Raw genomic sequence first — 21,294 nt, forward strand, 5'->3', positions numbered from 1 at the left:
TCCCAGCATTCGCTGGGATGACGAGAGCAGAATAACTCACCGGTCACACTCCCCGAACACGATGTCCATCGAGCCAAGAACCGCGGTGACGTCGGCCAGCATATGGCCCTTCATCATGAAGTCCATCGCCTGCAAATGGCTGAACGCGGTCGGGCGGATCTTGCAGCGATAGGGTTTGTTGCTGCCGTCCGCGACCAGATAGACGCCGAATTCGCCCTTGGGGCTTTCGGTCGCGACATAGACTTCACCCGCAGGCACATGAAAGCCCTCGGTATAGAGTTTGAAGTGATGGATCAGCGCTTCCATCGACCGTTTCATCTCACCACGCTTGGGCGGCACCACCTTGCGGTCGAAGCTGGCGATCGGCCCTTCGGGCATGTCGTTCAGGCACTGTTTCATGATCCGCACCGACTGGCGGACCTCCTCCACGCGCACCATGAAGCGATCATAGCAGTCATATTGCGTGCCGACCGGCACGTCGAAATCGACCCGATCATAGACGTCGTAGGGCTGCGCCTTGCGAATGTCCCAGGCAATGCCGGACCCGCGCAGCATCGGGCCGGAAAAGCCCCATTTCAGCGCATCTTCCTTGGATACGATTGCGATATCGACATTGCGCTGCTTGAAGATGCGGTTGTCCGCGACGAGCGAAATCGCATCCTCGAACAGGCGCGGCAAACGGCTGTCGAGCCAATCGGCAATGTCGGTGAGCAGTTTGAGCGGCACATCTTGATGCACGCCGCCGGGCCGGAAGTAAGCGCTGTGCATCCGCGCGCCCGAAGCCCGCTCGAAGAAGTTGAGGCAATCCTCGCGAATCTCGAACAGCCACAGATTGGGCGTCATCGCGCCCACGTCCATGACATGGCTGCCCAGGTTGAGCATGTGATTGCAGATGCGGGTCAGTTCCGCGAAGAACACGCGCAGATATTGCGCGCGCAGCGGCACTTCCAGGTTCAGCAGCTTTTCGATCGCCAGCACATAGCTATGCTCCATGCCCAGCGGCGAGCAATAATCGAGCCGGTCGAAATAGGGCAGCGCCTGCAAATAGGTCTTATATTCGATCAGCTTCTCAGTGCCGCGATGCAGCAGCCCGACATGCGGGTCGCAGCGTTCGACAATCTCGCCTTCCAGCTCCATGACGAGGCGGAGAACGCCATGCGCTGCGGGATGCTGCGGGCCGAAATTGATCGTGTAATTCTGGATTTCCGTGTCGCCATAGGTCGGGTCGGCGGCGTCGGTATGGTGGTCCAGCTTTTCGAGATAATCGGACATTATGCCTTGTCCTCCGGCTTGGCAGCGCCCTTGCCCTCATCCGTCGCGGACGCAGGCTTTGCGGGCGCGTCGGCCGACTTGACCTGCGACGCCTTGTTCGCCGCTTCGCCAGCGCCGGTGTCGGCCTTTGTCTCGGTCGTCTTGGGCGTGGAGGCGGCGGGAGCGGACGGAGCAGCCGCCTTCTCGTCACCCGGCAAAATATATTCCGCGCCTTCCCATGGCGACATGAAGTCAAAGCTGCGGAAGTCCTGCGCCAGCTTCACCGGTTCATAAACGACCCGCTTATCCTCTTCGGAATAGCGCAGCTCGACATAGCCGGTCAGCGGGAAATCCTTGCGCTGCGGATGGCCCTTGAACCCATAGTCGGTCAGGATGCGGCGCAGGTCGGTATTGCCCTCGAAAACCACGCCGTACATGTCGAACACTTCGCGCTCCAGCCAGCCCGCGACGGGCCAGATGTGCGTGACGGTCGGCACCGGCATATTCTCGTCGGTGGACACCTTAACGCGGATGCGGTGGTTCCGTGTGACGCTGAGCAGATGATAGGCGACCTCGAACCGTTCGGGACGGTCGGGATAATCGACCCCGGCAATCTCCATCAGCTGCTGATACTGCGCACGATCACGCAGCAGCATCATCGCCTGCGGCAGCGCGTCGCGCAGCACGGTGAAGTTCAGTTCATCGGCGTGATCGACCGTCTCGACCAGCATCGAACCGAGGATCGCCTCGATTTCCTGCGTGATCCCCTCGATGGTCGCGATTTTCGGTGCGGAATGGCCCATCTTAACGCTCAATCGTCCCGATCCGGCGGATCTTCCGCTGCAACTGCATCACGCCATACAGCAGCGCTTCGGCAGTCGGCGGGCAACCCGGCACATAGATGTCGACCGGCACGATCCGGTCGCAGCCGCGTACTACCGAATAGCTATAATGATAATAGCCACCGCCGTTCGCGCACGACCCCATGGAAATCACATATTTCGGTTCCGACATCTGGTCGTAAACCTTGCGCAACGCGGGAGCCATCTTGTTGCACAGCGTACCCGCGACGATCATCACGTCGCTCTGGCGCGGCGATGCGCGCGGCGCGACGCCGAAACGCTCCATGTCGTAACGCGGCATGTTGACGTGGATCATCTCGACCGCGCAGCAGGCCAGACCGAACGTCATCCACCACAACGAACCGGTGCGCGCCCAGGTGAACAGATCCTCGGTCGAGGTTACCAGGAAACCCTTGTCATTCACTTCGCTGTTGAGCGAATTGAAAAAGTCCTGATCGGGCTGCGTCCCTTGCGCGGGCAAAGTGCCGGGCGCCGGGCTATAGAGTTCTACTCCCAATCGAGCGCTCCCTTCTTCCACGCATAGACGAGGCCAAGCACCAGCTCCGCTATGAAAATCATCATCGTCGCCCAGCCGGCCCAGCCGATCTGGTCGAGGCTCACCGCCCAGGGAAACAGGAACGCCGCTTCAAGATCGAAGATGATGAAGAGGATCGCCACCAGATAGAAGCGGACGTCGAACTGGCTGCGCGGTTCTTCAAACGCGGGAAAGCCGCATTCATATTCGCTGAGCTTGGCCGGGTCCGGCTTGTGCGCGCCGGTCAGGCGGCCCACCAGCATCGGCAGAAAGACGAACGCGCTGGAGAGCAGCAAAGCGACCCCAAGAAAGATCAGGATCGGCAGATATTGGGCAAGATCGACCAACGTTATCCCCTGGGCGAAAAGGTTGTGGGGGCGCTTTAGGCCTGCTGCATATGCGAAGCAAGGGGCCTAAAGGCTGAGAATGAATCGCAAAAAGGCCAAGCCCCTGAAGCGCTTGGCCTAGATGCACCTTAGCGCAGGGCGTTGGCGACCAGCTTGTGCAATTTGCTGTGGATCGCGTCATTGCCCGCGATGATTTCCTTGCGCTCGATCGCCTGATCGCCGCCGCGGAAATCGGACACGAAACCGCCCGCTTCGCGCACCAGCAACATGCCGGCCGCAACGTCCCAAGGCTGGAGGCCGCTTTCCCAGAACCCGTCATAACGGCCTGACGCCACATGGGCGAGATCGAGCGAGGCCGCGCCAAAACGGCGAATCCCCGCGACCGACGGCGCGACCGCGCCGAAAATGCGGGTCCATTGCGCAAAATCGCCATGACCCATGAAGGGAATGCCGGTCGCGATCAGGCACTCGCCCATGTCGCGCCGCGCCGACACGCGCAGCCGCTGGTCATGCCGCCACGCACCGCGGCTCTTTTCCGCCCAATAGCTTTCGTCGGAAAAGGGCTGATAGACGAGACCCGTCGTGATCTCGCGCTTGCCGCCATAAAGCGGCTCCTCGACCGCGATCGAGATGGCGAAATGCGGGATCCCGTGCAGGAAATTGGTGGTGCCATCGAGGGGATCGATGATCCAGCGCGGCTTGGTCGGATCACCCTCGATCACGCCGCCCTCTTCCAGCAGGAAACCCCAGTCGGGCCGCGCCTTCTGCAATTCCTCCACCAGCGTCTTTTCCGACTGTTTGTCGGCCTTGGACACGAAATCGGCTGGCCCCTTGCGCGACACCTGAAGATGCTCGACCTCGCCAAAGTCGCGGCGCAGCTTGGAGCCGGCCTTGCGCGCGGCGCGTTCCATGACGGTGAGAAGGCCTGAGTGGGATGCCATATTACTGTCTTTCTCCCCTCCCGCTGGCGGGAGGGGTCGGGGGAGGGCATGTGACGGAGAGGGCGAGACACGCCCTCCCCTAACCCCTCCCGCAAGCGGAAGGGGGACTTTAAGGTCGCGTCAGTCCGCGCGCTTCACATATTCGCGCGCATACACATCGACGACGATGCGCGTGCCGCTGACGATATGCGGCGGCACCATGACGCGCACGCCATTGTCGAGGATCGCGGGCTTGTAGCTGGCAGAGGCGGTCTGCCCCTTCACCACGGCGTCGGCTTCCACCACGGTCGCTTCGATCGTGTCGGGCAGCTGCACCGAAATCGGCCGCTCCTCATACATTTCCAGCGTCACTTCCATGCCGTCCTGAAGGAAGTCGGCCGCATCGCCCAGCAATTCCTGCGGCAGGTTGATCTGCTCATAGGTTTCCTGATCCATGAAAACGAGCATGTCGCCTTCGGCATAGAGATATTGGAAATCCTTGGTGTCGAGCCGGATGCGCTCGACGCTCTCGGCAGAGCGGAAGCGGACATTATTCTTGCGGCCGTCGATCAGGTTTTTCAGCTCCACCTGCATATAGGCGCCGCCCTTGCCGGGCTGGGTGTGCTGAATCTTGACAGCGCGCCACAGGCCGCCCTCATATTCGATATTGTTGCCGGGACGAATGTCCACGCCGCTGATCTTCATGGGAAGAGCCTGCCTGTATGTCTGTGGTGAAAAGAGCCGCGCCTTCGTTAAAAAGGCTGGGCGGGCCAATACAGACAGACGGGCCACAGGGCAAGAGGGGCGTCAACGCGAGCCGGTCAGCAGCGGATAGGGGTTGACCGGACGCCCGCCATGCCATGGCTCGCCCGGCGCGATGGCGTGGACCGCGAAGTGGAGATGCGGCCCCGCCGGATCGGCATTGCCGCTGCTCCCCACGCGCGCGATCCGCTGCCCTCGCCGCACCGCCAGTCCTTCACGGATGCCGGGCGCATAGCCGTCCAGATGCGCGTAATAATAAAGGGTGCGTCGATCGGGCGAGCGCAAATACAGCGTCCGTCCGCCCGCCTCACTCCAGAACAGTTTTTCGATCCGCCCGTCCGTCGCTGCGATCACCGCGCTGCCGCGTGCCGCCATGATGTCGATCGCGTCATGGGGCCGTGCGCCGAAGTCCCTCGCCTGCGTGAAGGTGTCCGTTAGCGCAGCGGATGGCACACCCTCGACGGGTATCTCCAGCGTCCCGCCTCCGCGCTTAACGGACGACTCTGGTCCATCACCCGGCACGATCCGCACGCAAAAATGCGCGAAGGCGATGCAGGCCAGCAGCGCCAGCACCACCCCGCCCCACCTTCGCGCGCTCAGCCTCACGGCTGGAACACCGCCTTCATGCCGCCCTGCACCATCTGCGCCAACCGCGCGGCATCCCAATTGGTCAGGCGGATGCAGCCATGGCTTTGCGTCCGGCCGATATTCTGCGGCTCCGGCGTGCCGTGGATGCCATAATGATCCTTCGACAGGTCGATCCACACCACGCCCACCGGGCCGTTGGGACCGGGCTTGAGAACCGCTTTCTCATCCTTGGCCGCCGCGTCCCAGAATAGGTCGGGATTATAATGGAAATCGGGATTGCGGCTGACGCCCTTCACCGTCCAGTTGCCGATCGGCAGCGGATCATGCTGCGACCCGGTCGTCGCAGGGAATTGCGCGATCATCTTGTCATCGGCGTCATAGACTTTGAGCAGCCCTTCGGACTTGTCGACCACGATATGATCGGCCTTGGGCTGGCCCTTCGCCACCGCCAGACTGGCCAGAGTTTCACCCCAGCCACGCTCATCGCCCTCGATTGTCGCAACCGGCTGGTTGGCGACGGCTGGCACCCGGATGCTCGTACCTGCACCCACCTTCGTACCCGGCGGGTTCAGCGCCACCAGCACTTCAGGCGTCGTATGGAACCGCTCGGCCAGCTTCTCCAGCAGGTTGCGATAGGACAGAGCGGGCAACTTCGCCTGCTCGTTCAACCCCTTGGGCAGCACCGCAAACGGCCCGCGCGCAAAGCCATCCGGCACCTGCACCAGCCAAGTCGCGGGCGGCGGCGCATCGCCCAGCAACGCCTTGGCGGTCGCCTCATCATATTGCCCATTGGGCGTCAGTCCGCGCGCCTGCTGGAAGCCGGTCAGCGCCTTGGTGAAGGACATGCCCTCCTTGCCATCCAGCACGCCAGGCGAAAAACCCGCCCGGTCAAGCGCGACCTGCGCTTGCAGGATCGAATCCACACGCGGCGGCGCGCCCGCGGGTTCGGGCTGCACGACAAAGGCATAGGGGTCAGCTACAGGCTGCGGCGCGGCCCGCTCCTCGCCTTTCGGCGCGGCGGCGCTGTCATTCGCCTCCGTCACCGACATATTGCAAGCCGAGCAGCATAGAGCCGCCACAAGCAGAGACTGTTTCAAGACGATACTCTCCCATCAAATATAGGAGAGAACGCCCCGACCCATCAAAAAGCTGCCTCGTCCCCGCTTATGCCGGTTCAAGCGCCGCCTGCGCCTTGGCCCGCGCCCGCCAGGCGTGGAGCAGCGGCTCGGTATAGCCGTTGGGCTGTTCAACGCCCTCGAACACCAGCGCCCGCGCCGCCTGAAAGGCCAGGCTTTCCGCCTCTCGCCCGCTCATCGGCTGATAGAGCGGATCGCCCGCATTTTGCGCATCGACCTTCGCCGCCATCCGCGTCAGCGCCGCATCGACCTGCGCCTCTGTGCAGACGCCATGCAACAGCCAGTTGGCCATATGCTGCGATGAAATGCGCAACGTCGCGCGATCCTCCATCAGGCCGATGTCGTGAATGTCGGGAACCTTGGAACAGCCGACCCCCTGGTCGATCCAGCGGACGACATAGCCCAACATGCCCTGCGCATTATTGTCCAGTTCCTGGGCAATCTCTTCCTCCGACCAGTTACGCCCGGTCGCGACGGGAATCGCCAGCAGCCGGTCGAGCGAGGCAATGCCCTCCGCCTTGCGCTCCTCCTGCCGGGCAAAAACGTCGATCCGGTGATAATGGGTCGCGTGCAGCGTCGCGGCGGTGGGCGAAGGCACCCATGCCGTGTTCGCCCCCGTCCGGGGATGACCGGCCTTCTGCTCCAGCATGTCGGCCATGCGATCAGGCGCGGCCCACATCCCCTTGCCGATCTGCGCGCGGCCCGACAGCCCACAGGCAAGGCCGATCTGGACGTTGCGATCCTCATAGGCCGCGATCCAGTCGCTGCTCTTCATCTCGCCCTTGCGGATCATCGGCCCGGCCTGCATCGACGTGTGCATCTCGTCGCCGGTACGATCGAGGAAGCCGGTGTTGATGAACATGATCCGGTCGCGAACGGCATGGATGCACGCGGCCAGGTTCGCCGACGTGCGCCTTTCCTCGTCCATCACTCCGACCTTCAATGTGTGGCGCGTCATGCCCAGCATGTCCTCGACGGCGTCGAACAGGGCGTTGGTGAACGCCGCCTCCTCCGGCCCGTGCATCTTGGGCTTGACGATATAGACGCTGCCCGCGCGGCTGTTGCCGCCCTCCCGCGCTAGATCATGCATGGCGATCAGGCTGGTGACGATGCCGTCCAATATGCCTTCTGGCGCGTCCTCGCCACTGGGCAGGCGGACGGCAGGCGTCGTCATCAGATGCCCGACATTGCGGACGAACAGCAGGCTGCGGCCTGGCAGCGTGAAGGTGCTGCCGTCCGGCGCGCTATAGGCGCGGTCGGGGTTCAGCGCGCGGGTCATCATCGCCCCGCCCTTCTCGAACGTGTCGGTCAGATCGCCCTTCATCAGCCCCAGCCAGTTGGCATATGCGGCAACCTTGTCCTCCGCATCGACCGCCGCGATCGAATCTTCCAGATCGCAGATCGCCGTCAGCGCCGATTCCAGGATGACATCGGAAATGCCCGCCGGATCGGTCGCGCCGATCGGATGCGCGCTGTCGAAAACAACTTCGATATGCAGGCCATTATGGCGGAACAGACGCCCCTTGGCGCTCCGCCCCAGATATTGCGAGGGATCGGCAAGGCTGATCTCGTCGCTCGCCAGATCAGCCCAACTGCCATTGGCCAACGGGATCGCCTCGTCCAGAAACGCCTTGGCCCAAGCGATAACCTGCGCGCCCCGCGCGGCATCATAGCCTTTGCCAGCAGCGGCACCGGGAATGGCGTCTGTCCCATAGAGCGCGTCATAAAGGCTGCCCCAGCGCGCATTGGCCGCGTTCAGCAGGAAGCGGGCGTTCAGAATGGGAACGACCAGCTGCGGCCCGGCCAGTCGCGCAACCTCATCATCGACATTCTCGCTACCGATGGTGAAGGGGGCGGGTTCGGCGACCAGATAACCAATCTCGCGCAAAAACGCCTGATAGGCGGTGGCGTCATGCGGCTGCCCGGCGCGCTGTTCATGCCAGCTGTCGATCTGCGCCTGCATCGTGTCGCGCTTGCGCAGCAACGCGATATTGTCGGGCGTGAAACGCGCGAAAATATCCGCTGCCCCGGTCCAGAAAGCGTCGGGTGCGATCCCGGTGCCGGGCAGCGCCCGACTGTCGATAAAATCCGCGAGCGATGCTGCGACCTGAAGGCCGGCCCTGTCGATCATGGGTTCGATCATGCGTTCGGTCATCATTCCACTCCTTGATTGCCGACACGCATAGACCTTTTCAATTATGTCGTATATTCACTATTATTCGAACATAGTATTTCCCATGGTGAATGAATATGATGGACCCGGACCATGAATTGTTCACGACCATAGTGGACGAAGGTGGCCTTGCCGCCGCGGGCCGCCGCCTGCATATTTCACCCGCCATGATGTCCAAGCGCCTCGCCCGGCTGGAGGAGCGGCTGGGCGCGCGATTGATCCACCGCACCACCCGCCGTCTGGCCCTCACCCCGGCTGGCGAGCGGCTCCACACCGACCTGCGCACCATATTGGCCGCGCTCGACGAAGCGGAACGGCGCGTGTCGGGCGTATCGGCGGTCGCCGCAGGGCCGCTGCGCATCACCGCCCCCACCTCCTTTGGTCGCCTCCATCTAGCCCCCTGGCTGCCCCGCTTCCTCGACGATCATCCCCGTGTCGACCTGACGCTCAACCTGTCCGATGATTTTGCCGACCTGATCGAGGCGCGCGCGGACCTTGCCATCCGTATCACCGCCGATCCCGGCCCGACGCTCACCGCCCGCCGCCTCGCGACCAACCGCCGCATCCTGTGTGCAGCCCCCGCCTATCTCGACCGTTTCGGCACGCCCCGGCGCATCGTGGACCTCAAATCCCACCGTCTGCTCGCTGCCGATCGCCAGATGCCCTGGCGCCTGGTCGGGCCAAAGGGTCCGGTCATGGTGGAGGGGCGCAGCCATGTCCGCACCAACAGCAGCGAAGTCGTCCGCGAAATCGCGCTGGCCGGCGGCGGCATCGCGCTGCGTTCGCTCTGGGATATCAGCGAAGCCCTGGCACGCGGTGAAGTTCGGCAGATTTTGCCGGATTTTGAGGGGTCAGCGGACGTCGGCCTGTTCGCGGTGCAATTGCCGCAGCATAATCCGCCGCTCGCCATCACCGCCTTCGTCGATTTTCTTGTCCAACTCTACGCCCCGACCCCGCCCTGGGAGCGCACGGCCATTGCCCCCGGCGCGCCGCGCCTCTAAGGGCATCGCATGGACGATAATACCCGCCGCGCCGCCCTCGACTATCATCGCTTTCCCCGGCCTGGAAAGCTGCGCATCGAACCGACCAAGCGAATGGTCAACCAGCGCGATCTGGCGCTGGCCTATTCGCCCGGTGTCGCCGCGCCCTGCATGGAGATCGCTGCCGATCCCGACAAGGCGCTCGATTATACCGCGCGCGGCAATCTGGTCGCGGTCATCACCAACGGCACCGCCGTCCTTGGCCTCGGCGCGATCGGCGCACTGGCGTCCAAGCCGGTGATGGAGGGCAAGGCGGTCCTCTTCAAGAAATTCGCCGACATCGACGTATTCGACATAGAAATCGACACGACCGACGCGGACAAATTCGTCGAGGCCGTAGCCCTGATGGAGCCGACCTTCGGCGGCATCAACCTTGAAGATATCAAGGCCCCGGAATGTTTCGCGATCGAGGCGCGACTGAAAGAACGGATGAATATTCCGGTCTTTCATGACGATCAGCATGGCACCGCCATCGTCGTCGCCGCCGCCGTGCGCAACGCGCTGGTGTTGCAGGGCAAGACGCTGGCGGACGCCAAACTGGTAACGTCTGGCGCAGGCGCGGCAGCGCTTGCCTGTGTCGATCTGCTCGTGTCGATGGGGCTGCCGGTCGATAATGTCACGATGACCGACAAGGATGGCGTCATCCATTCGGGGCGCGAAGGGATGCTGCCCAACATGGCGCGCTACGCCCGCGTCACCAACGCCCGCACCCTGCCCGACGTGCTGCCCGGTGCCAATCTGTTCCTCGGCCTTTCCGCGCCTGGCGTGTTGAAGCCGGAATGGCTGCCGCTGATGGCGCCTAACCCGCTGATCTTCGCGCTGGCCAACCCGGAACCCGAAATCCGCCCCGAAGCCGCGCGGGAAGTCCGCCCCGACGCGATCATCGCCACGGGCCGGTCGGACTATCCCAATCAGGTCAATAACGTCCTGTGCTTCCCCTATATCTTCCGCGGCGCGCTGGACGTCGGCGCGACCCAGATCAACGAAGCGATGAAGGCCGCCGCTGCCGAAGCCATCGCCGGTCTCGCCCGCCTGCCCGCGCATGACAGCGTTGCGCAGGCCTATGGCGGCCAGAAGCTGGTGTTCGGCCCGGACTATATCATTCCCACCCCGTTCGATCCGCGCCTGATCGCGGAGATCGCCCCCGCCGTGGCGAAGGCGGCAATGGACAGCGGCGTTGCCCGCCGCCCGATCGACCTGGAGGACTATAAACGCAGCCTGTCGCGCCAGAGCGCCCGGTCCGGCCAGCTGATGATGCCGGTGTTCGAGGCCGCCCGCGGCGGCAACCGCCGCATCGCCTATGGCGAAGGCGAGGATGAGCGCGTGCTGCGCGCCATTCAGGACGCGCTGGACGAAGGCATTGTCCGCCCCGTCATCGTCGCACGCCGCCGCATCCTCAATCAGAAGCTGCCCGACCTTGGCCTGCGTTTCCAGCTGGACCGCGATGTCGAGGTGATCGACCCTGAAACCGATCATCTGGTCATGGGCGAACTGGTCGAAGCCTATCGCGCTGTTGCCTCGCGCCGGGGCGTGCCTGCCGCCGAAGTCATCCGCCATGTCTATCGCCGCCCGACCGTGACCGCCGCCTTGCTGCTGCGCACCGGGCGGGTCGATGCCGCGCTGGTCGGTGGCAACAGCGAATATTGGGGCCAGGTCGAACATGTGATGCGCATCATCGACCGGGTGCCGGGGCAGAGCCGCGTCTATGCGCTGTCGGGCCTGATCCTGGACGCAGGCGCGCTGTTCATCACCGACACCCATATGGTGCCTGATCCGACGCCCGAACAGATTGCCGAAATGACCCTGCTTGCGGCGACCGAATTGCTCAATTTCGGCCTGACTCCGCGCGCGGCCCTGCTGTCCCACTCCAATTTCGGCGCATCGCACAGCAACAGCGCGCGCAAGATACGATCGGCACTCAAGCTGGTGCGCGAAGCCGCACCCGAACTGATGGTCGATGGCGAAATGCACGCCGACGCGGCGCTCAGCCAGTCGTTGCGCGAACGCCTCATCCCCGATTCGCGCTTTGAAGGTCCGGCCAATCTGCTGGTCATGCCCAATCTGGATGCGGCCAACATCACCCTGACGGCGCTCTCCGCCTCCTCCAGTTCACCCACGGTCGGGCCGATGCTGATGGGCCTGAAACAACCCATCCATGTGCTGACGCCCGGCGTCACCTCGCGCGGCATCCTCAATCTCACCGCCATCGCGGCGGCGGAAGTCGCGCGCGAAGGCTGAGCTTAACCTTTTGGCGCTATGCTCGCGCCGACTGGACATAAGCGAGGACGGACATGGCGGGATTGCTCAAGGCGCTGGCGAAAAGCGCCGGACCCAAGCTGGCGATCGGCGCAGCGCTGGCGGGCGTCGGCCTGCTGGTCACCAACTGGATCGACCGGCCCGCAGCCGAAGAACCGGCTCCCGTTGCCAAATCCGCCGCCGCGCCTGCGCCCGCAAAGCCGGTAGAACGTAGCAGCGATCAGGGCATGGCGGTCGATCCCGCCGCGCTGCGCGTCAAGCGTGTGCTGAAGATCGACGGCCCGTTTCGCCATGGCGACTTTGCCTGGGACGAAAATGGCGCGCCCGCGACCGGCCCGGTCATCATCACCGTCGACCTGCGCGCGCAGACCCTCTCCGTATTCCGCGCGGGTTACGAGATTGGCGCTGCCGTCATCCTCTACGGCGCAACCGACAAGCCCAGCCCGCTGGGTGCCTTCCCGATCATGGCCAAACATGCCGACTATTATTCACGCACCTACGACAATGCCCCCATGCCCTTCGCACAGCGCCTGACCAACGACGGCGTGTTCATCCACGGCAGCGACGTCCAATGGGGACGCGGCACCCATGGCTGCATCGGTGTACCGAAGGAATTTGCCCAAAAACTTTTCGGCGTTACAAAATTGGGCGACCTGGTTGTCATCACCAACGGCAAGATGCTGGACGTCAGCAAGGCGCAAGTTGGGACGTAACTCTGCGTTAAAGCAGCACGGCTTATGCATCCTCCCCTTCGAGGGATCGTTCCGAAATTCGGATGGCCTCAAAAAGCATCGTCATTCCCGCGTAGGCGGGAATCCATCTCCCACTTTATCATCTTGAATTTACGTCGTGAGATGGATCCCCGCCTGCGCGGGGATGACGTGATGGATTTCGCAACGATGCCCTTTTAAGGGTGGCATCGTAATCACGCCAAGCTACTCACCCGCCCACCTCACCCGAATTGTGCGCCATGACGACGCACTTGCAATAAACTCACCCACCCCGACCCTTGACCAACGTTGTCACCGGGTCCATTTGCCCCACTCACCCTTTATTGCATTGCAGCATGGAGCTGGCCATGGGCATTCCCCGCCCCACCGCGCATCCCGCGCTCGTCCTTTTCGCATTGTCTGTCGGTGCCTTCGCCATCGGCACGACCGAATTTGCGGCGATGAGCCTGCTGCCTTTCTTCGCCCGCGACCTGGGCATCGATGCGCCGACCGCGGGCCATGCGATCAGCGCCTATGCGCTCGGCGTCGTGGCGGGCGCACCAGTGATTGCGGCTTTCGGCGCGCGCCTGCCGCGTCGCACCCTGCTGATCGGCCTGATGGCGATGTTTGCGATCGGCAACGGCCTTTCCGCCCTTTCGCCCAGCTATGGCTGGATGCTCGCCTTCCGTTTCCTCAGCGGTGTGCCACACGGCGCCTATTTCGGCGTCGCCGCGCTGGTGGCGGCCAGTCTGGTGCCGATCGAAAAGCGGGCGCAGGCGATCGCGCGGGTCATGTCGGGCCTGACCATCGCCACCATCATCGGCGTGCCGGTCGCCAACTGGATGGGGCAAGCGATGGGCTGGCGTTCCGGCTTCTTCGTCGTAACCGCCCTCGCCATCGCCACCATGACGCTGGTGGCGCTCTACGCGCCGCGCGACGCGGGCGATCCCAAGGCAAGTCCCGCGCGCGAACTGGGCGCTCTGGCCAAACCGCAGGTCTGGCTGACGCTGTTGACCGGCGCGATCGGCTTTGGCGGCCTGTTCGCCGTCTATACCTATGTCGCATCCACCATGATGGAGATCACCCACGTCTCCCCCGCCTGGGTGCCGGTGGTACTGGCGATATTCGGCATTGGCCTGACGATCGGCAATCTCGTCGCCGCCTGGCTCGCCGACCGCTCGCTCAACCGCACCGTCATCGGCGTCACCCTGTGGAGCGCCGCCGCGCTGGCGCTCTTCCCCTTCATGGCGGGCAATATCTGGACGCTCTGCCTCAGCATCTTTCTGATCGGCGCAGGCGGTGGCCTCGGCACGCCATTGCAGGCGCGGCTGATGGACGTGTCCGGCGACGCACAGACGCTGGCGGCCGCGCTCCACCATAGCGCCTTCAACATCGCCAATGCACTTGGCCCATGGCTGGGTGGGCTGTCGATCGCGGCGGGCTATGGCCTGACCTCGACCGGCTGGATCGGCGCGGCGCTGGCGCTGGGTGGCCTTGGCATCTTCCTGCTGTCGATCATGCTGGAACGGCGCACGACGCGCCTTGTCACCATTCCCTGCGAATAAGCCGCTTCCGCCTCGCCCCGCTGCCGTTTAAGGCTGGGCCATGATCGATCAGGCAAGAGAGAATGCGCTGCAAGAGGCCGCCGTTGCCGCGTTACGGCGCGGGGAGGCCGCCGTTGCGCGCGCCGCATTGAACGACATGGCCGCCCCACCGCCCATGCTGCTGGCGCAGGCGTGCAACCGCACCGGCGACTGGGACGGCGAAGCCGCCGCGCTCCAGCACATATTGCGCGAACAGCCGCGCGATCTCCCCGCCTTGCTGGCGATGGGCCAGAACGCCCTGCGGCGCGGCGATGAGCGCGAAGCAACCCGCTGGTGCCGCGCTGCCGTGGCACAGGCCGCCGCAACCGGCGCGCCGCCCCAACTCCAGCCGATGCTGCTCCAGGCGCAGGCCATCCTGACCAACGCCAGCGCCCGGTTCGAGGATCATCTGAGCGCCGCCATCCACGGCCTGCCAACCCTGCCCCGCATCGCCCAGGCGACCGACCTGCTGCTGGGCAAGAGCCAGCTCTACCTCCAGCAGCCCAGCATGTTCTATTTCCCCGGCCTGCCCCAGCGCGCCTTTTATGAGCGCATCGAGTTCGACTGGGTCGCGCCGATCGAAGCGATGACCGATGACATCGTGGCGGAACTGAACGCCGTGCGCGCGGGCGCGCCCGACTTTGCCCCCTATGTCGAAACCCCGTCCAACGGCCCCGCCCCCAACAATCCGCTGCGCGACGATCCCAGCTGGGGCGCCTATTATTTCTGGCAGGGCGGCGCGCCCGTCACGGACCATGCCGCCCGCTGCCCCGCCGTCATGGCCGCTCTGGCCCTTGCCCCCATGCCGGTCATCACCAGCCGCTCGCCCATGGCGCTCTGGTCGCTGCTCAAGCCCGGCACCCATATCCAGCCACACCATGGCCTGCTCAACACCCGACTGATCTGCCACCTGCCTCTGCTGGTCCCCGAAGGCTGCGCGCTGCGCGTCGGCGCGGAAACCCGCGCATGGCGGCCCGGCGAAATGCTGATCTTCGACGACAGCATCGAACATGAAGCCTGGAACCGCGGCACCGACACCCGCGTCGTCCTGCTGTTCGAAGTCTGGCGTCCCGAAATCCTGCCCGAAGAGCGCGAAGCGCTCACCCGGCTTTTCGAGGCGATCGACCAGTTCGGCCCGGCCCAGATCGACACGGGCGGTTAACCAAGGCGCGATAATTTCAAACTATTACCCCTCCTTGAGGATAGACCATCCTATATGGACCACACCTCATTTTAGTCCGTCATGCTGAACTTGTTTCAGCATCCATCGTGTCCCAAAAGCCGCCGCTCATGGCGAAAAATGGATGCTGAAATAAATTCAGCATGACGTTGTGGGATAATGGAAAGTCCTTTCCCATCGCCCCGCCGGGAAATGGAGATGTAGTACGATTTGTAAGCCAGGGCTTTGCAGCACCCTGCCGCGCGACTATCAAAAATCCAAAGGAGGGAGGATGACCGGAGCATAACCCTTTAACGGACATGCCATGCCCCCTGCTTCTACGCCCCTCGCGCCCCGCCCGCACAATCTGGCCGAAGATGGCTATGCCATCGCCATTGGCTGCGCCTTCATCGCCATGGGGCTGATGCTGCTCAAGGCCGCCAATCTGGTGACGGGCGGCATGGCAGGGATCGCGCTGCTGCTCTCCTATCTTATGCCCTATCCGCCCGCGACCCTGTTCCTGCTGATCAACATCCCCTTCTTCCTCTTTGCCGGGCGTGCGATGGGGGTTGCCTTCGGTCTCAAGACTTTGTTCGCCAATCTGGCGATCATGGCGATGGGGCTGATGATGCCATCGGCGCTGCATCTGGCGCAGGTCAGCCCGCTCTTCGCCGCGCTGTTCGGCGGGTCGATCATCGGCTTTGGCATCCTCGCCATCGCCCGCCATGGCGCAGGCGTCGGCGGCCTCGGCGTCATCGCCCTGCTGCTCCAGAAGCGGCGGGGATGGAACGCCGGACGAACCCAGATGCTGGGCGACGCGCTGATCCTGTTCGCCTCGCTCCCCTTGCTCAGCGCAGACCGCTTCGCCCTCTCGATCCTCTCAGCCGCCGCCATCAACGCGGTCCTGATCGTCAACCATCGGCCGGGCCGCTATATCGGCTATTGAGGCTCACATAGCGGATCACCGCCCCGATCACGCGCCCGCAACGCACTCGCCGCATCATTGGCGATCCGCGGAAAGCTGACACCCTCCAGCGTGCCGCGCCCTTCGCACAGGTCCGCGCAGGCCATGTCGACCACGCCGGGCAGCGCGACCTGATCGCCATCATATTGCGCCACGACGATGCAGCGATCGCCCCCGGAAAAGCTCAGGATCAGCTTGTCGCCCGTGCGGCGCGCCTGGCCCTGCCCCCGGCAGCTTTGCTCCTCGCCGAAATTGGCCTCCAGCCCGAACCGCAGCGCGCCGCCCTTGCCGGGAATGACGCACAGCGCGTCGCGCCCAGCCTCATGATCGCGCTGGAACAGCCCGACCGGGGAAATCGCCGCCGCATCCGCAATCGCGCCGCTGGCGATCGCCGCCTGCTCCAGACCCGACGCCGCGACGCCGCCCGTCACCGGTCCCGCATCGCTGGCCGGTTCACGCTGACACGCCGCCAGCAACAATAACAGGACAGCGCTAGTCCGCCGCATCGACCGCCATAAGCCCGTCCGCACCCACCCGGCGGAAGAAACAGGATCGTGCGCCCGTGTGGCAGGTCGGCCCCGCCGGCACCGCCTTCACCCACACCGCGTCCTGATCGCAATCGATCCGAATATCGCGGACCTCCAGCATATGCCCGGACGTCTCGCCCTTCTTCCACAATGATTTGCGACTACGCGACCAGAAATGCGCCAAGCCGGTTTCGACCGTCAGCGCCAATGCCTGCGCATTCATATGCGCCACCATCAGCACGTCGCCGCTGGCCACGTCAGTGACCACCGCGGTAATCAGGCCCTGGTCGTCATATTTGGGATTAAGGGTCAGCCCTGTGTCGCGCGCATCGGTCATGCCGGGGCTATAGAGCGCAATCACGATGCTGCGAAGCCCCTTCCCGCCTGCCCGGCGATTATGCCAGGATCAGGCCAAGAAAAGCGAAAATGGGGCGATCGAGGGGTCTTGAACCCCCGACCTCCGGTACCACAAACCGGCGCTCTAACCAACTGAGCTACGATCGCCACAACACTTAGCTAGGGGCGCTTGGCCCCGCGAGAAGTGGGCACATATGCGGCGGATAACCGGGCGTCAAGCAGGCAATTGCACCCGCGCCATCTTTCGCCGGGGTTACAGGCCCGCCGCCTTCATCTGCGCGCGCAGCTTGACCAGCGTCCGCTCCGGCACGCGCGGCCGTTCTTCCGCCGCTTTGCCCTTGCGCAACCGTTCGCGCGCCTTTTCCGGCGGATTGACCACCCGCACCCGCACCGCGACCTGCCCCTGCGCGCGCATCCCCAATTGCTCGGCCGCCCCGCGCGACAGGTCGATCACCCGCCCCTTGCCCGCAAACGGCCCGCGATCATTGACCCGCACGATGATGGTGCGCCCACTGTCCAGCGCCGTCACCTCGACATAGCTGGGCAGCGGCAGGCTGGTATGCGCCGCCGTCACCCAATCGGGGCGGAAGCGCTCGCCATTGGCGGTACGGTTGCCCGATTCCGATCCATACCAGCTGGCATAGCCCAGCATGTCATAAGCCGGATCGGCAGCCGGCACATAGGTGACGCCGCGCACCGTATAAGGCGGGCCGATCCTGACCGGCACATCGCGCACCGGGCGGTAATCGCCCCCCGCGCACGCCGACAGGGCCAGTGCCAGACCCAGCGCGCTGGCGGCCCCCATTCTATCTTTCATGCCACCCCCGACACGCCACATCGCCCTACCAAAAGAAAAGGGGCGAAAGCTGCATCAGCCTTCACCCCCTTGCCCAGACATACATGCGCGCCTGGGGCTGTCCCCTGTGGCAACGCTACTCTCCTAAATGCTTTCCGGCCGCGACACCGGTTGTGGTCAGACGTGAGCGCTCACCAAATGGCAAGCACCCGGACCGTCAGTTGACCGAATCCTTGAGGCCCTTGCCGGCCTTGAACTTGGGCTGGGCCGAAGCCTTGATCGTCATCGTCTCGCCGGTACGCGGGTTGCGACCGGTCGAAGCCTTGCGCTGCGAAACGGAAAAAGTACCAAAACCAACCAGGCGCACTTCGTCGCCCTTCTTCAACGCGCCAGTGATGGCGTCGAATACACCTTCGACGGCCTTGCTGGCGTCGCTTTTGCTGAGACCGCTGCTGTCGGCGACAGCGCTGATAAGATCCTGCTTGTTCATGCCTTGGGAACCCCCTTGTGCTATTTGGTTGTTTAGGAATCGCGGCGTAGGCGGCGCAATAAGGCGCAGCTTCCAGCGCCTGTCAAAGGGAAAGCGACGAAGCCACCAGCTTCGATGCAATTTTGCGCCATCAGGTGCAAAATGCCCTAAAACCGGGCGATATCAGCCGCTTTCCCTTTCAATCAATGCCGCAGTGCAGCATCCCCGTCCCGCGTCGGCCCGTTGCTCGGCTGCGCGGCGAGGTCATCCTCCTCCGTCCAGGCGATCGCTTCGGGCAGCGACACCAGCGCGCGGGCCAGCACCTCATCGACATGCGACACCGGCACGATCTCCAGCCCGTCGCGGATGTTGGCGGGAATTTCCGCTAGGTCTTTCTCATTTTCCTGCGGGATCAGCACCGTCTTGATGCCCCCGCGGAGCGCCGCCAGCAGCTTCTCCTTCAGGCCACCGATCGGCAGCACCCGGCCACGCAGAGTCACCTCGCCGGTCATCGCCACATCCTTGTGTACCGGGATGCCGGTCAGGGTGGAAACGATGCAGGTGACCATGCCGATGCCCGCCGACGGACCATCTTTGGGCACCGCCCCTTCAGGCAGATGGATGTGGATGTCCTTCCGGTTGAACAGGCTGGGCTTGATGCCATAGCCCGGCGATCGTGCGCGGACATAGGAAAAGGCCGCCTGGATAGATTCGTTCATGACCTCGCCGAGCTTGCCGGTAGTCTTGATCATGCCCTTGCCAGGCACCGTCACCGCCTCGATCGTCAGCAATTCGCCGCCAACTTCGGTCCAGGCCAGACCCGTCACTGCGCCGATCTGATGCTCATCCTCACCCACGCCATGGCGGAATTTGCGCACCCCGGCATAGTCGGCCAGATTGTCCGGCGTAATCACGACCGTTTCATAAACGCCTTCAAGGATCTTGCGCAGCGCCTTGCGGGCGAGCCGCGCAATCTCGCGCTCCAGCGTGCGGACACCGGCTTCGCGGGTATAGTAACGAATGAGGTCGCGCACGGCCTCTTCCGTCACCACAAATTCGCCCTCTTTCAGACCATGGGCGTCGATCTGCTTGGCGACCAGATGCCGCTGCGCGATCTCGACCTTCTCATCCTCGGTATAGCCCTCCAGCCGGATGATCTCCATCCGGTCGAGCAAAGCCTGCGGCAAATTCAACGAGTTGGCGGTCGTCACGAACATGATGTCTGAAAGATCGACGTCGATCTCCAGATAATGGTCCTGGAATTTATTATTCTGTTCCGGGTCCAGCACCTCCAGCAGCGCCGACGCCGGATCGCCGCGGAAATCCTGTCCCAGCTTGTCGATCTCGTCCAGCAGGAACAGCGGGTTCATCGTCCCGGCCTTTTTCAGGTTCGTCACGATCTTGCCCGGCAGCGACCCGATATAGGTGCGCCTGTGGCCGCGAATCTCCGCCTCGTCGCGCACGCCGCCCAGCGACTGGCGCACAAATTCGCGACCCGTCGCCTTGGCGATCGAACGGCCAAGCGACGTCTTGCCGACGCCCGGAGGACCAACCAGGCACAGGATCGGGCCTTTGAGCTTATTGGTGCGCGCCTGCACCGCCAGATATTCGATGATCCGGTCCTTGACCTTGTCTAGCGCGAAATGATCCTCGTCCAGCACGTCCTGCGCGCGCTTCAGGTCATTCTTGACCTTGCCTTTCTTGCCCCAGGGCAGGCCCAGCAGCACGTCCAGATAGTTGCGCACCACCGTCGCTTCAGCCGACATGGGCTGCATGCCTTTGAGCTTCTTCAGCTCGGCGGTCGCCTTGGCGCGCGCTTCCTTGGACAGCTTGGTCTTGGCGATCTTCTCGGTCAGTTCGGCAAGCTCGTCGCCTTCCTCACCCTCGCCATTGCCCAGCTCGCGCTGAATCGCCTTCAACTGCTCGTTCAGATAATATTCGCGCTGGGTCTTTTCCATCTGGCGCTTCACGCGGCCACGGATCTTCTTTTCGACCTGCAGGACGCCCAGTTCGCCCTCCATGAAGGCAAACACCATCTCCAGCCGCTTGACCGGATCGGCCTCGACCAGCAGCGACTGCTTGTCGGATACTTTGACGTTGATGTTGGCGGAGATCGCATCGGCCAGCCGCCCGGCATCCTCAATCTCGCGCAGCTGCACCGGCGTCTCGGCGGGCAGCTTCTTGTTGAGCTTGGCGTAATTTTCAAACTGTTCGGCCACAGACCGCATCAGCGCGGCGGCTTCCGGTCCCTCGGCAACGATATCCTCTACCATCTCGACGTCCGAGACCAGATAGCCATCCTTGCTGTCCATCGTCTGCAACCGGGCGCGATGCTTGCCCTCCACCAGCACCCGCACGGTGCCGTCGGGCAGCTTGAGCAGCTGCAACACGATGGCGACGACGCCCGTGTCGTACAGCGAATCACGGCCCGGATCATCCTCGGCCGGGTCGAGCTGCGACACCAGGAAGATTTCCTTGGAACCTTCCATCGCCGCTTCCAGCGCGGCAACGCTCTTGTCACGACCAACGAAGAGCGGGACGATCATCTGCGGAAAGACGACGATGTCACGCAGCGGCAGAAGGGGATATTGCACGGTCATTCACTCTCCGGGGCCAAAAGACGCGGCCCTGTCCTACGGTTCATCGCCTTTATGGGGATGCCCGTCGCACCAATCAATCGTCACTTGTCATAAAGCCGCAACGATGAACCGGGGGTTATCGGGTTTTGGCGGGCCAAAAGATGTCCCTCAACCCATTAAAGCGGCTGAAATGTGGTTTGCAGACCCAGTTGGCCAACGCCCATCCTGACCTTGCTAGGGGATCATTGCGGCATTCATTCCCCACGAATTTTCACGTCATCCCCGCGAAGGCGGGGATCC

21 protein-coding genes and 1 tRNA gene are annotated in these 21,294 nt (G+C 63.6%); 6 read left to right on the plus strand and 16 right to left on the minus strand.

Translation table 11 applies throughout. The annotated features are described in order from the left end of the window. Positions 1–36: 36 nt before the first annotated feature. The 9 genes from ACODR8_RS03825 to ACODR8_RS03865 form a co-directional block, all read right to left on the minus strand. On the minus strand, positions 37–1,272 hold the full coding sequence (locus ACODR8_RS03825) for an NADH-quinone oxidoreductase subunit D (protein WP_489006028.1): 1,236 nt from the start codon (positions 1,270–1,272) through the stop codon (positions 37–39). Next, positions 1,272–2,054: an NADH-quinone oxidoreductase subunit C gene (locus ACODR8_RS03830; protein WP_489006184.1), complete on the minus strand. Its 783-nt coding sequence runs from the start codon at positions 2,052–2,054 to the stop codon at positions 1,272–1,274. Before ACODR8_RS03830 ends, ACODR8_RS03825 begins: the two co-directional genes overlap by 1 nt. Position 2,055: 1 nt before the next feature. Beyond that, positions 2,056–2,610 (minus strand): NuoB/complex I 20 kDa subunit family protein, encoded by a 555-nt coding sequence (locus ACODR8_RS03835; RefSeq protein WP_489006029.1) that lies wholly within the window; start codon positions 2,608–2,610, stop codon positions 2,056–2,058. Continuing rightward, positions 2,601–2,975, minus strand: a complete 375-nt coding sequence (locus ACODR8_RS03840; RefSeq protein ID WP_006959701.1) for an NADH-quinone oxidoreductase subunit A — start codon at positions 2,973–2,975, stop codon at positions 2,601–2,603. The genes ACODR8_RS03835 and ACODR8_RS03840 overlap by 10 nt, the downstream gene beginning before the upstream one ends. A 128-nt stretch (positions 2,976–3,103) precedes the next feature. Continuing rightward, positions 3,104–3,916 (minus strand): inositol monophosphatase family protein, encoded by an 813-nt coding sequence (locus ACODR8_RS03845; protein WP_119743853.1) that lies wholly within the window; start codon positions 3,914–3,916, stop codon positions 3,104–3,106. 120 nt (positions 3,917–4,036) lie between these two features. Continuing rightward, on the minus strand, positions 4,037–4,600 hold the full coding sequence (gene efp, locus ACODR8_RS03850; RefSeq protein ID WP_119743854.1) for an elongation factor P: 564 nt from the start codon (positions 4,598–4,600) through the stop codon (positions 4,037–4,039). A 102-nt stretch (positions 4,601–4,702) separates the two neighbouring features. Beyond that, positions 4,703–5,257, minus strand: a complete 555-nt coding sequence (locus ACODR8_RS03855; protein WP_489006185.1) for a M23 family metallopeptidase — start codon at positions 5,255–5,257, stop codon at positions 4,703–4,705. Positions 5,258–5,259: 2 nt separating this feature from the next. Further along, complete coding sequence (locus ACODR8_RS03860; RefSeq protein ID WP_489006030.1) at positions 5,260–6,342, minus strand: L,D-transpeptidase family protein; 1,083 nt, start codon at positions 6,340–6,342, stop codon at positions 5,260–5,262. Between the two features lie 67 nt (positions 6,343–6,409). Further along, positions 6,410–8,539, minus strand: coding sequence for a malate synthase G (locus ACODR8_RS03865; protein WP_489006031.1), 2,130 nt, complete (start codon positions 8,537–8,539; stop codon positions 6,410–6,412). A gap of 92 nt (positions 8,540–8,631) precedes the next feature. Here ACODR8_RS03865 and ACODR8_RS03870 point away from each other — a divergent pair, with 92 nt between their 5' ends. From ACODR8_RS03870 to ACODR8_RS03890, 5 genes are all read left to right on the plus strand, one after another. Beyond that, the gene (locus ACODR8_RS03870; protein WP_489006032.1) at positions 8,632–9,555 is read left to right on the plus strand and encodes a LysR family transcriptional regulator; all 924 of its coding nucleotides are present in this window, start codon (positions 8,632–8,634) and stop codon (positions 9,553–9,555) included. 9 nt (positions 9,556–9,564) lie between these two features. Then, positions 9,565–11,832: an NADP-dependent malic enzyme gene (locus ACODR8_RS03875; protein ID WP_489006033.1), complete on the plus strand. Its 2,268-nt coding sequence runs from the start codon at positions 9,565–9,567 to the stop codon at positions 11,830–11,832. Between the two features lie 53 nt (positions 11,833–11,885). Next, positions 11,886–12,563, plus strand: coding sequence for a L,D-transpeptidase family protein (locus ACODR8_RS03880; protein WP_489006034.1), 678 nt, complete (start codon positions 11,886–11,888; stop codon positions 12,561–12,563). A 353-nt stretch (positions 12,564–12,916) separates the two neighbouring features. Beyond that, positions 12,917–14,125 (plus strand): MFS transporter, encoded by a 1,209-nt coding sequence (locus ACODR8_RS03885; RefSeq protein ID WP_489006035.1) that lies wholly within the window; start codon positions 12,917–12,919, stop codon positions 14,123–14,125. A 40-nt stretch (positions 14,126–14,165) separates the two neighbouring features. After that, on the plus strand, positions 14,166–15,305 hold the full coding sequence (locus tag ACODR8_RS03890; protein ID WP_489006036.1) for an aspartyl/asparaginyl beta-hydroxylase domain-containing protein: 1,140 nt from the start codon (positions 14,166–14,168) through the stop codon (positions 15,303–15,305). Positions 15,306–15,384: 79 nt separating this feature from the next. Here the strand turns inward: ACODR8_RS03890 and ACODR8_RS03895 are convergent, their stop codons facing one another. Continuing rightward, positions 15,385–15,624, minus strand: coding sequence for a hypothetical protein (locus ACODR8_RS03895; RefSeq protein ID WP_489006037.1), 240 nt, complete (start codon positions 15,622–15,624; stop codon positions 15,385–15,387). A 3-nt stretch (positions 15,625–15,627) separates the two neighbouring features. On the opposite strand from ACODR8_RS03895, the gene ACODR8_RS03900 reads away from it, so the two are divergent. Then, positions 15,628–16,248, plus strand: coding sequence for a YitT family protein (locus tag ACODR8_RS03900; protein ID WP_489006038.1), 621 nt, complete (start codon positions 15,628–15,630; stop codon positions 16,246–16,248). On the opposite strand, the gene ACODR8_RS03905 is transcribed toward ACODR8_RS03900, so the two are convergent. The 6 genes from ACODR8_RS03905 to lon all read right to left on the minus strand — a co-directional run bounded on the left by ACODR8_RS03905 (position 16,242) and on the right by lon (position 21,015). Then, positions 16,242–16,772 (minus strand): hypothetical protein, encoded by a 531-nt coding sequence (locus tag ACODR8_RS03905; protein WP_489006039.1) that lies wholly within the window; start codon positions 16,770–16,772, stop codon positions 16,242–16,244. The two genes, ACODR8_RS03900 and ACODR8_RS03905, sit on opposite strands and share 7 nt — an antisense overlap. Further along, a complete protein-coding gene (gene hisI / locus ACODR8_RS03910; RefSeq protein WP_489006186.1) occupies positions 16,759–17,130 on the minus strand; it encodes a phosphoribosyl-AMP cyclohydrolase in 372 nt (123 codons plus the stop codon). Before hisI ends, ACODR8_RS03905 begins: the two co-directional genes overlap by 14 nt. Before the next feature lie 90 nt (positions 17,131–17,220). Then, positions 17,221–17,297 (minus strand) — tRNA-His (locus tag ACODR8_RS03915). Positions 17,298–17,403: 106 nt separating this feature from the next. After that, positions 17,404–17,955, minus strand: a complete 552-nt coding sequence (locus ACODR8_RS03920) for a septal ring lytic transglycosylase RlpA family protein (protein WP_489006187.1) — start codon at positions 17,953–17,955, stop codon at positions 17,404–17,406. Between the two features lie 208 nt (positions 17,956–18,163). Continuing rightward, on the minus strand, positions 18,164–18,436 hold the full coding sequence (locus ACODR8_RS03925) for an HU family DNA-binding protein (protein ID WP_006959670.1): 273 nt from the start codon (positions 18,434–18,436) through the stop codon (positions 18,164–18,166). Positions 18,437–18,618: 182 nt separating this feature from the next. Continuing rightward, positions 18,619–21,015 carry an endopeptidase La gene (lon, locus tag ACODR8_RS03930; RefSeq protein WP_489006040.1) on the minus strand — a complete coding sequence of 799 codons (2,397 nt, stop codon included), beginning with the start codon at positions 21,013–21,015 and terminating at the stop codon, positions 18,619–18,621. Positions 21,016–21,294 lie beyond the last annotated feature (279 nt).

This window comes from Sphingobium sp. FG58 (genome assembly GCF_057809055.1).

What these genes read in the sequence shown, in the direction of transcription:
- ACODR8_RS03825 (WP_489006028.1), bottom strand. Translation starts at nt 1,272, where the DNA reads ATGTCCGATTATCTCGAAAAGCTGGACCACCATACCGACGCCGCCGAC.
- ACODR8_RS03830 (WP_489006184.1), bottom strand. Translation starts at nt 2,054, where the DNA reads ATGGGCCATTCCGCACCGAAAATCGCGACCATCGAGGGGATCACGCAG.
- ACODR8_RS03845 (WP_119743853.1), bottom strand. Translation starts at nt 3,916, where the DNA reads ATGGCATCCCACTCAGGCCTTCTCACCGTCATGGAACGCGCCGCGCGC.
- efp (WP_119743854.1), bottom strand. Translation starts at nt 4,600, where the DNA reads ATGAAGATCAGCGGCGTGGACATTCGTCCCGGCAACAATATCGAATAT.
- ACODR8_RS03865 (WP_489006031.1), bottom strand. Translation starts at nt 8,539, where the DNA reads ATGATGACCGAACGCATGATCGAACCCATGATCGACAGGGCCGGCCTT.
- ACODR8_RS03870 (WP_489006032.1), top strand. Translation starts at nt 8,632, where the DNA reads ATGATGGACCCGGACCATGAATTGTTCACGACCATAGTGGACGAAGGT.
- ACODR8_RS03875 (WP_489006033.1), top strand. Translation starts at nt 9,565, where the DNA reads ATGGACGATAATACCCGCCGCGCCGCCCTCGACTATCATCGCTTTCCC.
- ACODR8_RS03880 (WP_489006034.1), top strand. Translation starts at nt 11,886, where the DNA reads ATGGCGGGATTGCTCAAGGCGCTGGCGAAAAGCGCCGGACCCAAGCTG.
- ACODR8_RS03885 (WP_489006035.1), top strand. Translation starts at nt 12,917, where the DNA reads ATGGAGCTGGCCATGGGCATTCCCCGCCCCACCGCGCATCCCGCGCTC.
- ACODR8_RS03890 (WP_489006036.1), top strand. Translation starts at nt 14,166, where the DNA reads ATGATCGATCAGGCAAGAGAGAATGCGCTGCAAGAGGCCGCCGTTGCC.
- ACODR8_RS03895 (WP_489006037.1), bottom strand. Translation starts at nt 15,624, where the DNA reads ATGTCCGTTAAAGGGTTATGCTCCGGTCATCCTCCCTCCTTTGGATTT.
- ACODR8_RS03900 (WP_489006038.1), top strand. Translation starts at nt 15,628, where the DNA reads ATGCCCCCTGCTTCTACGCCCCTCGCGCCCCGCCCGCACAATCTGGCC.
- ACODR8_RS03905 (WP_489006039.1), bottom strand. Translation starts at nt 16,772, where the DNA reads ATGCGGCGGACTAGCGCTGTCCTGTTATTGTTGCTGGCGGCGTGTCAG.
- hisI (WP_489006186.1), bottom strand. Translation starts at nt 17,130, where the DNA reads ATGACCGATGCGCGCGACACAGGGCTGACCCTTAATCCCAAATATGAC.
- ACODR8_RS03920 (WP_489006187.1), bottom strand. Translation starts at nt 17,955, where the DNA reads ATGGGGGCCGCCAGCGCGCTGGGTCTGGCACTGGCCCTGTCGGCGTGC.
- ACODR8_RS03925 (WP_006959670.1), bottom strand. Translation starts at nt 18,436, where the DNA reads ATGAACAAGCAGGATCTTATCAGCGCTGTCGCCGACAGCAGCGGTCTC.
- lon (WP_489006040.1), bottom strand. Translation starts at nt 21,015, where the DNA reads ATGACCGTGCAATATCCCCTTCTGCCGCTGCGTGACATCGTCGTCTTT.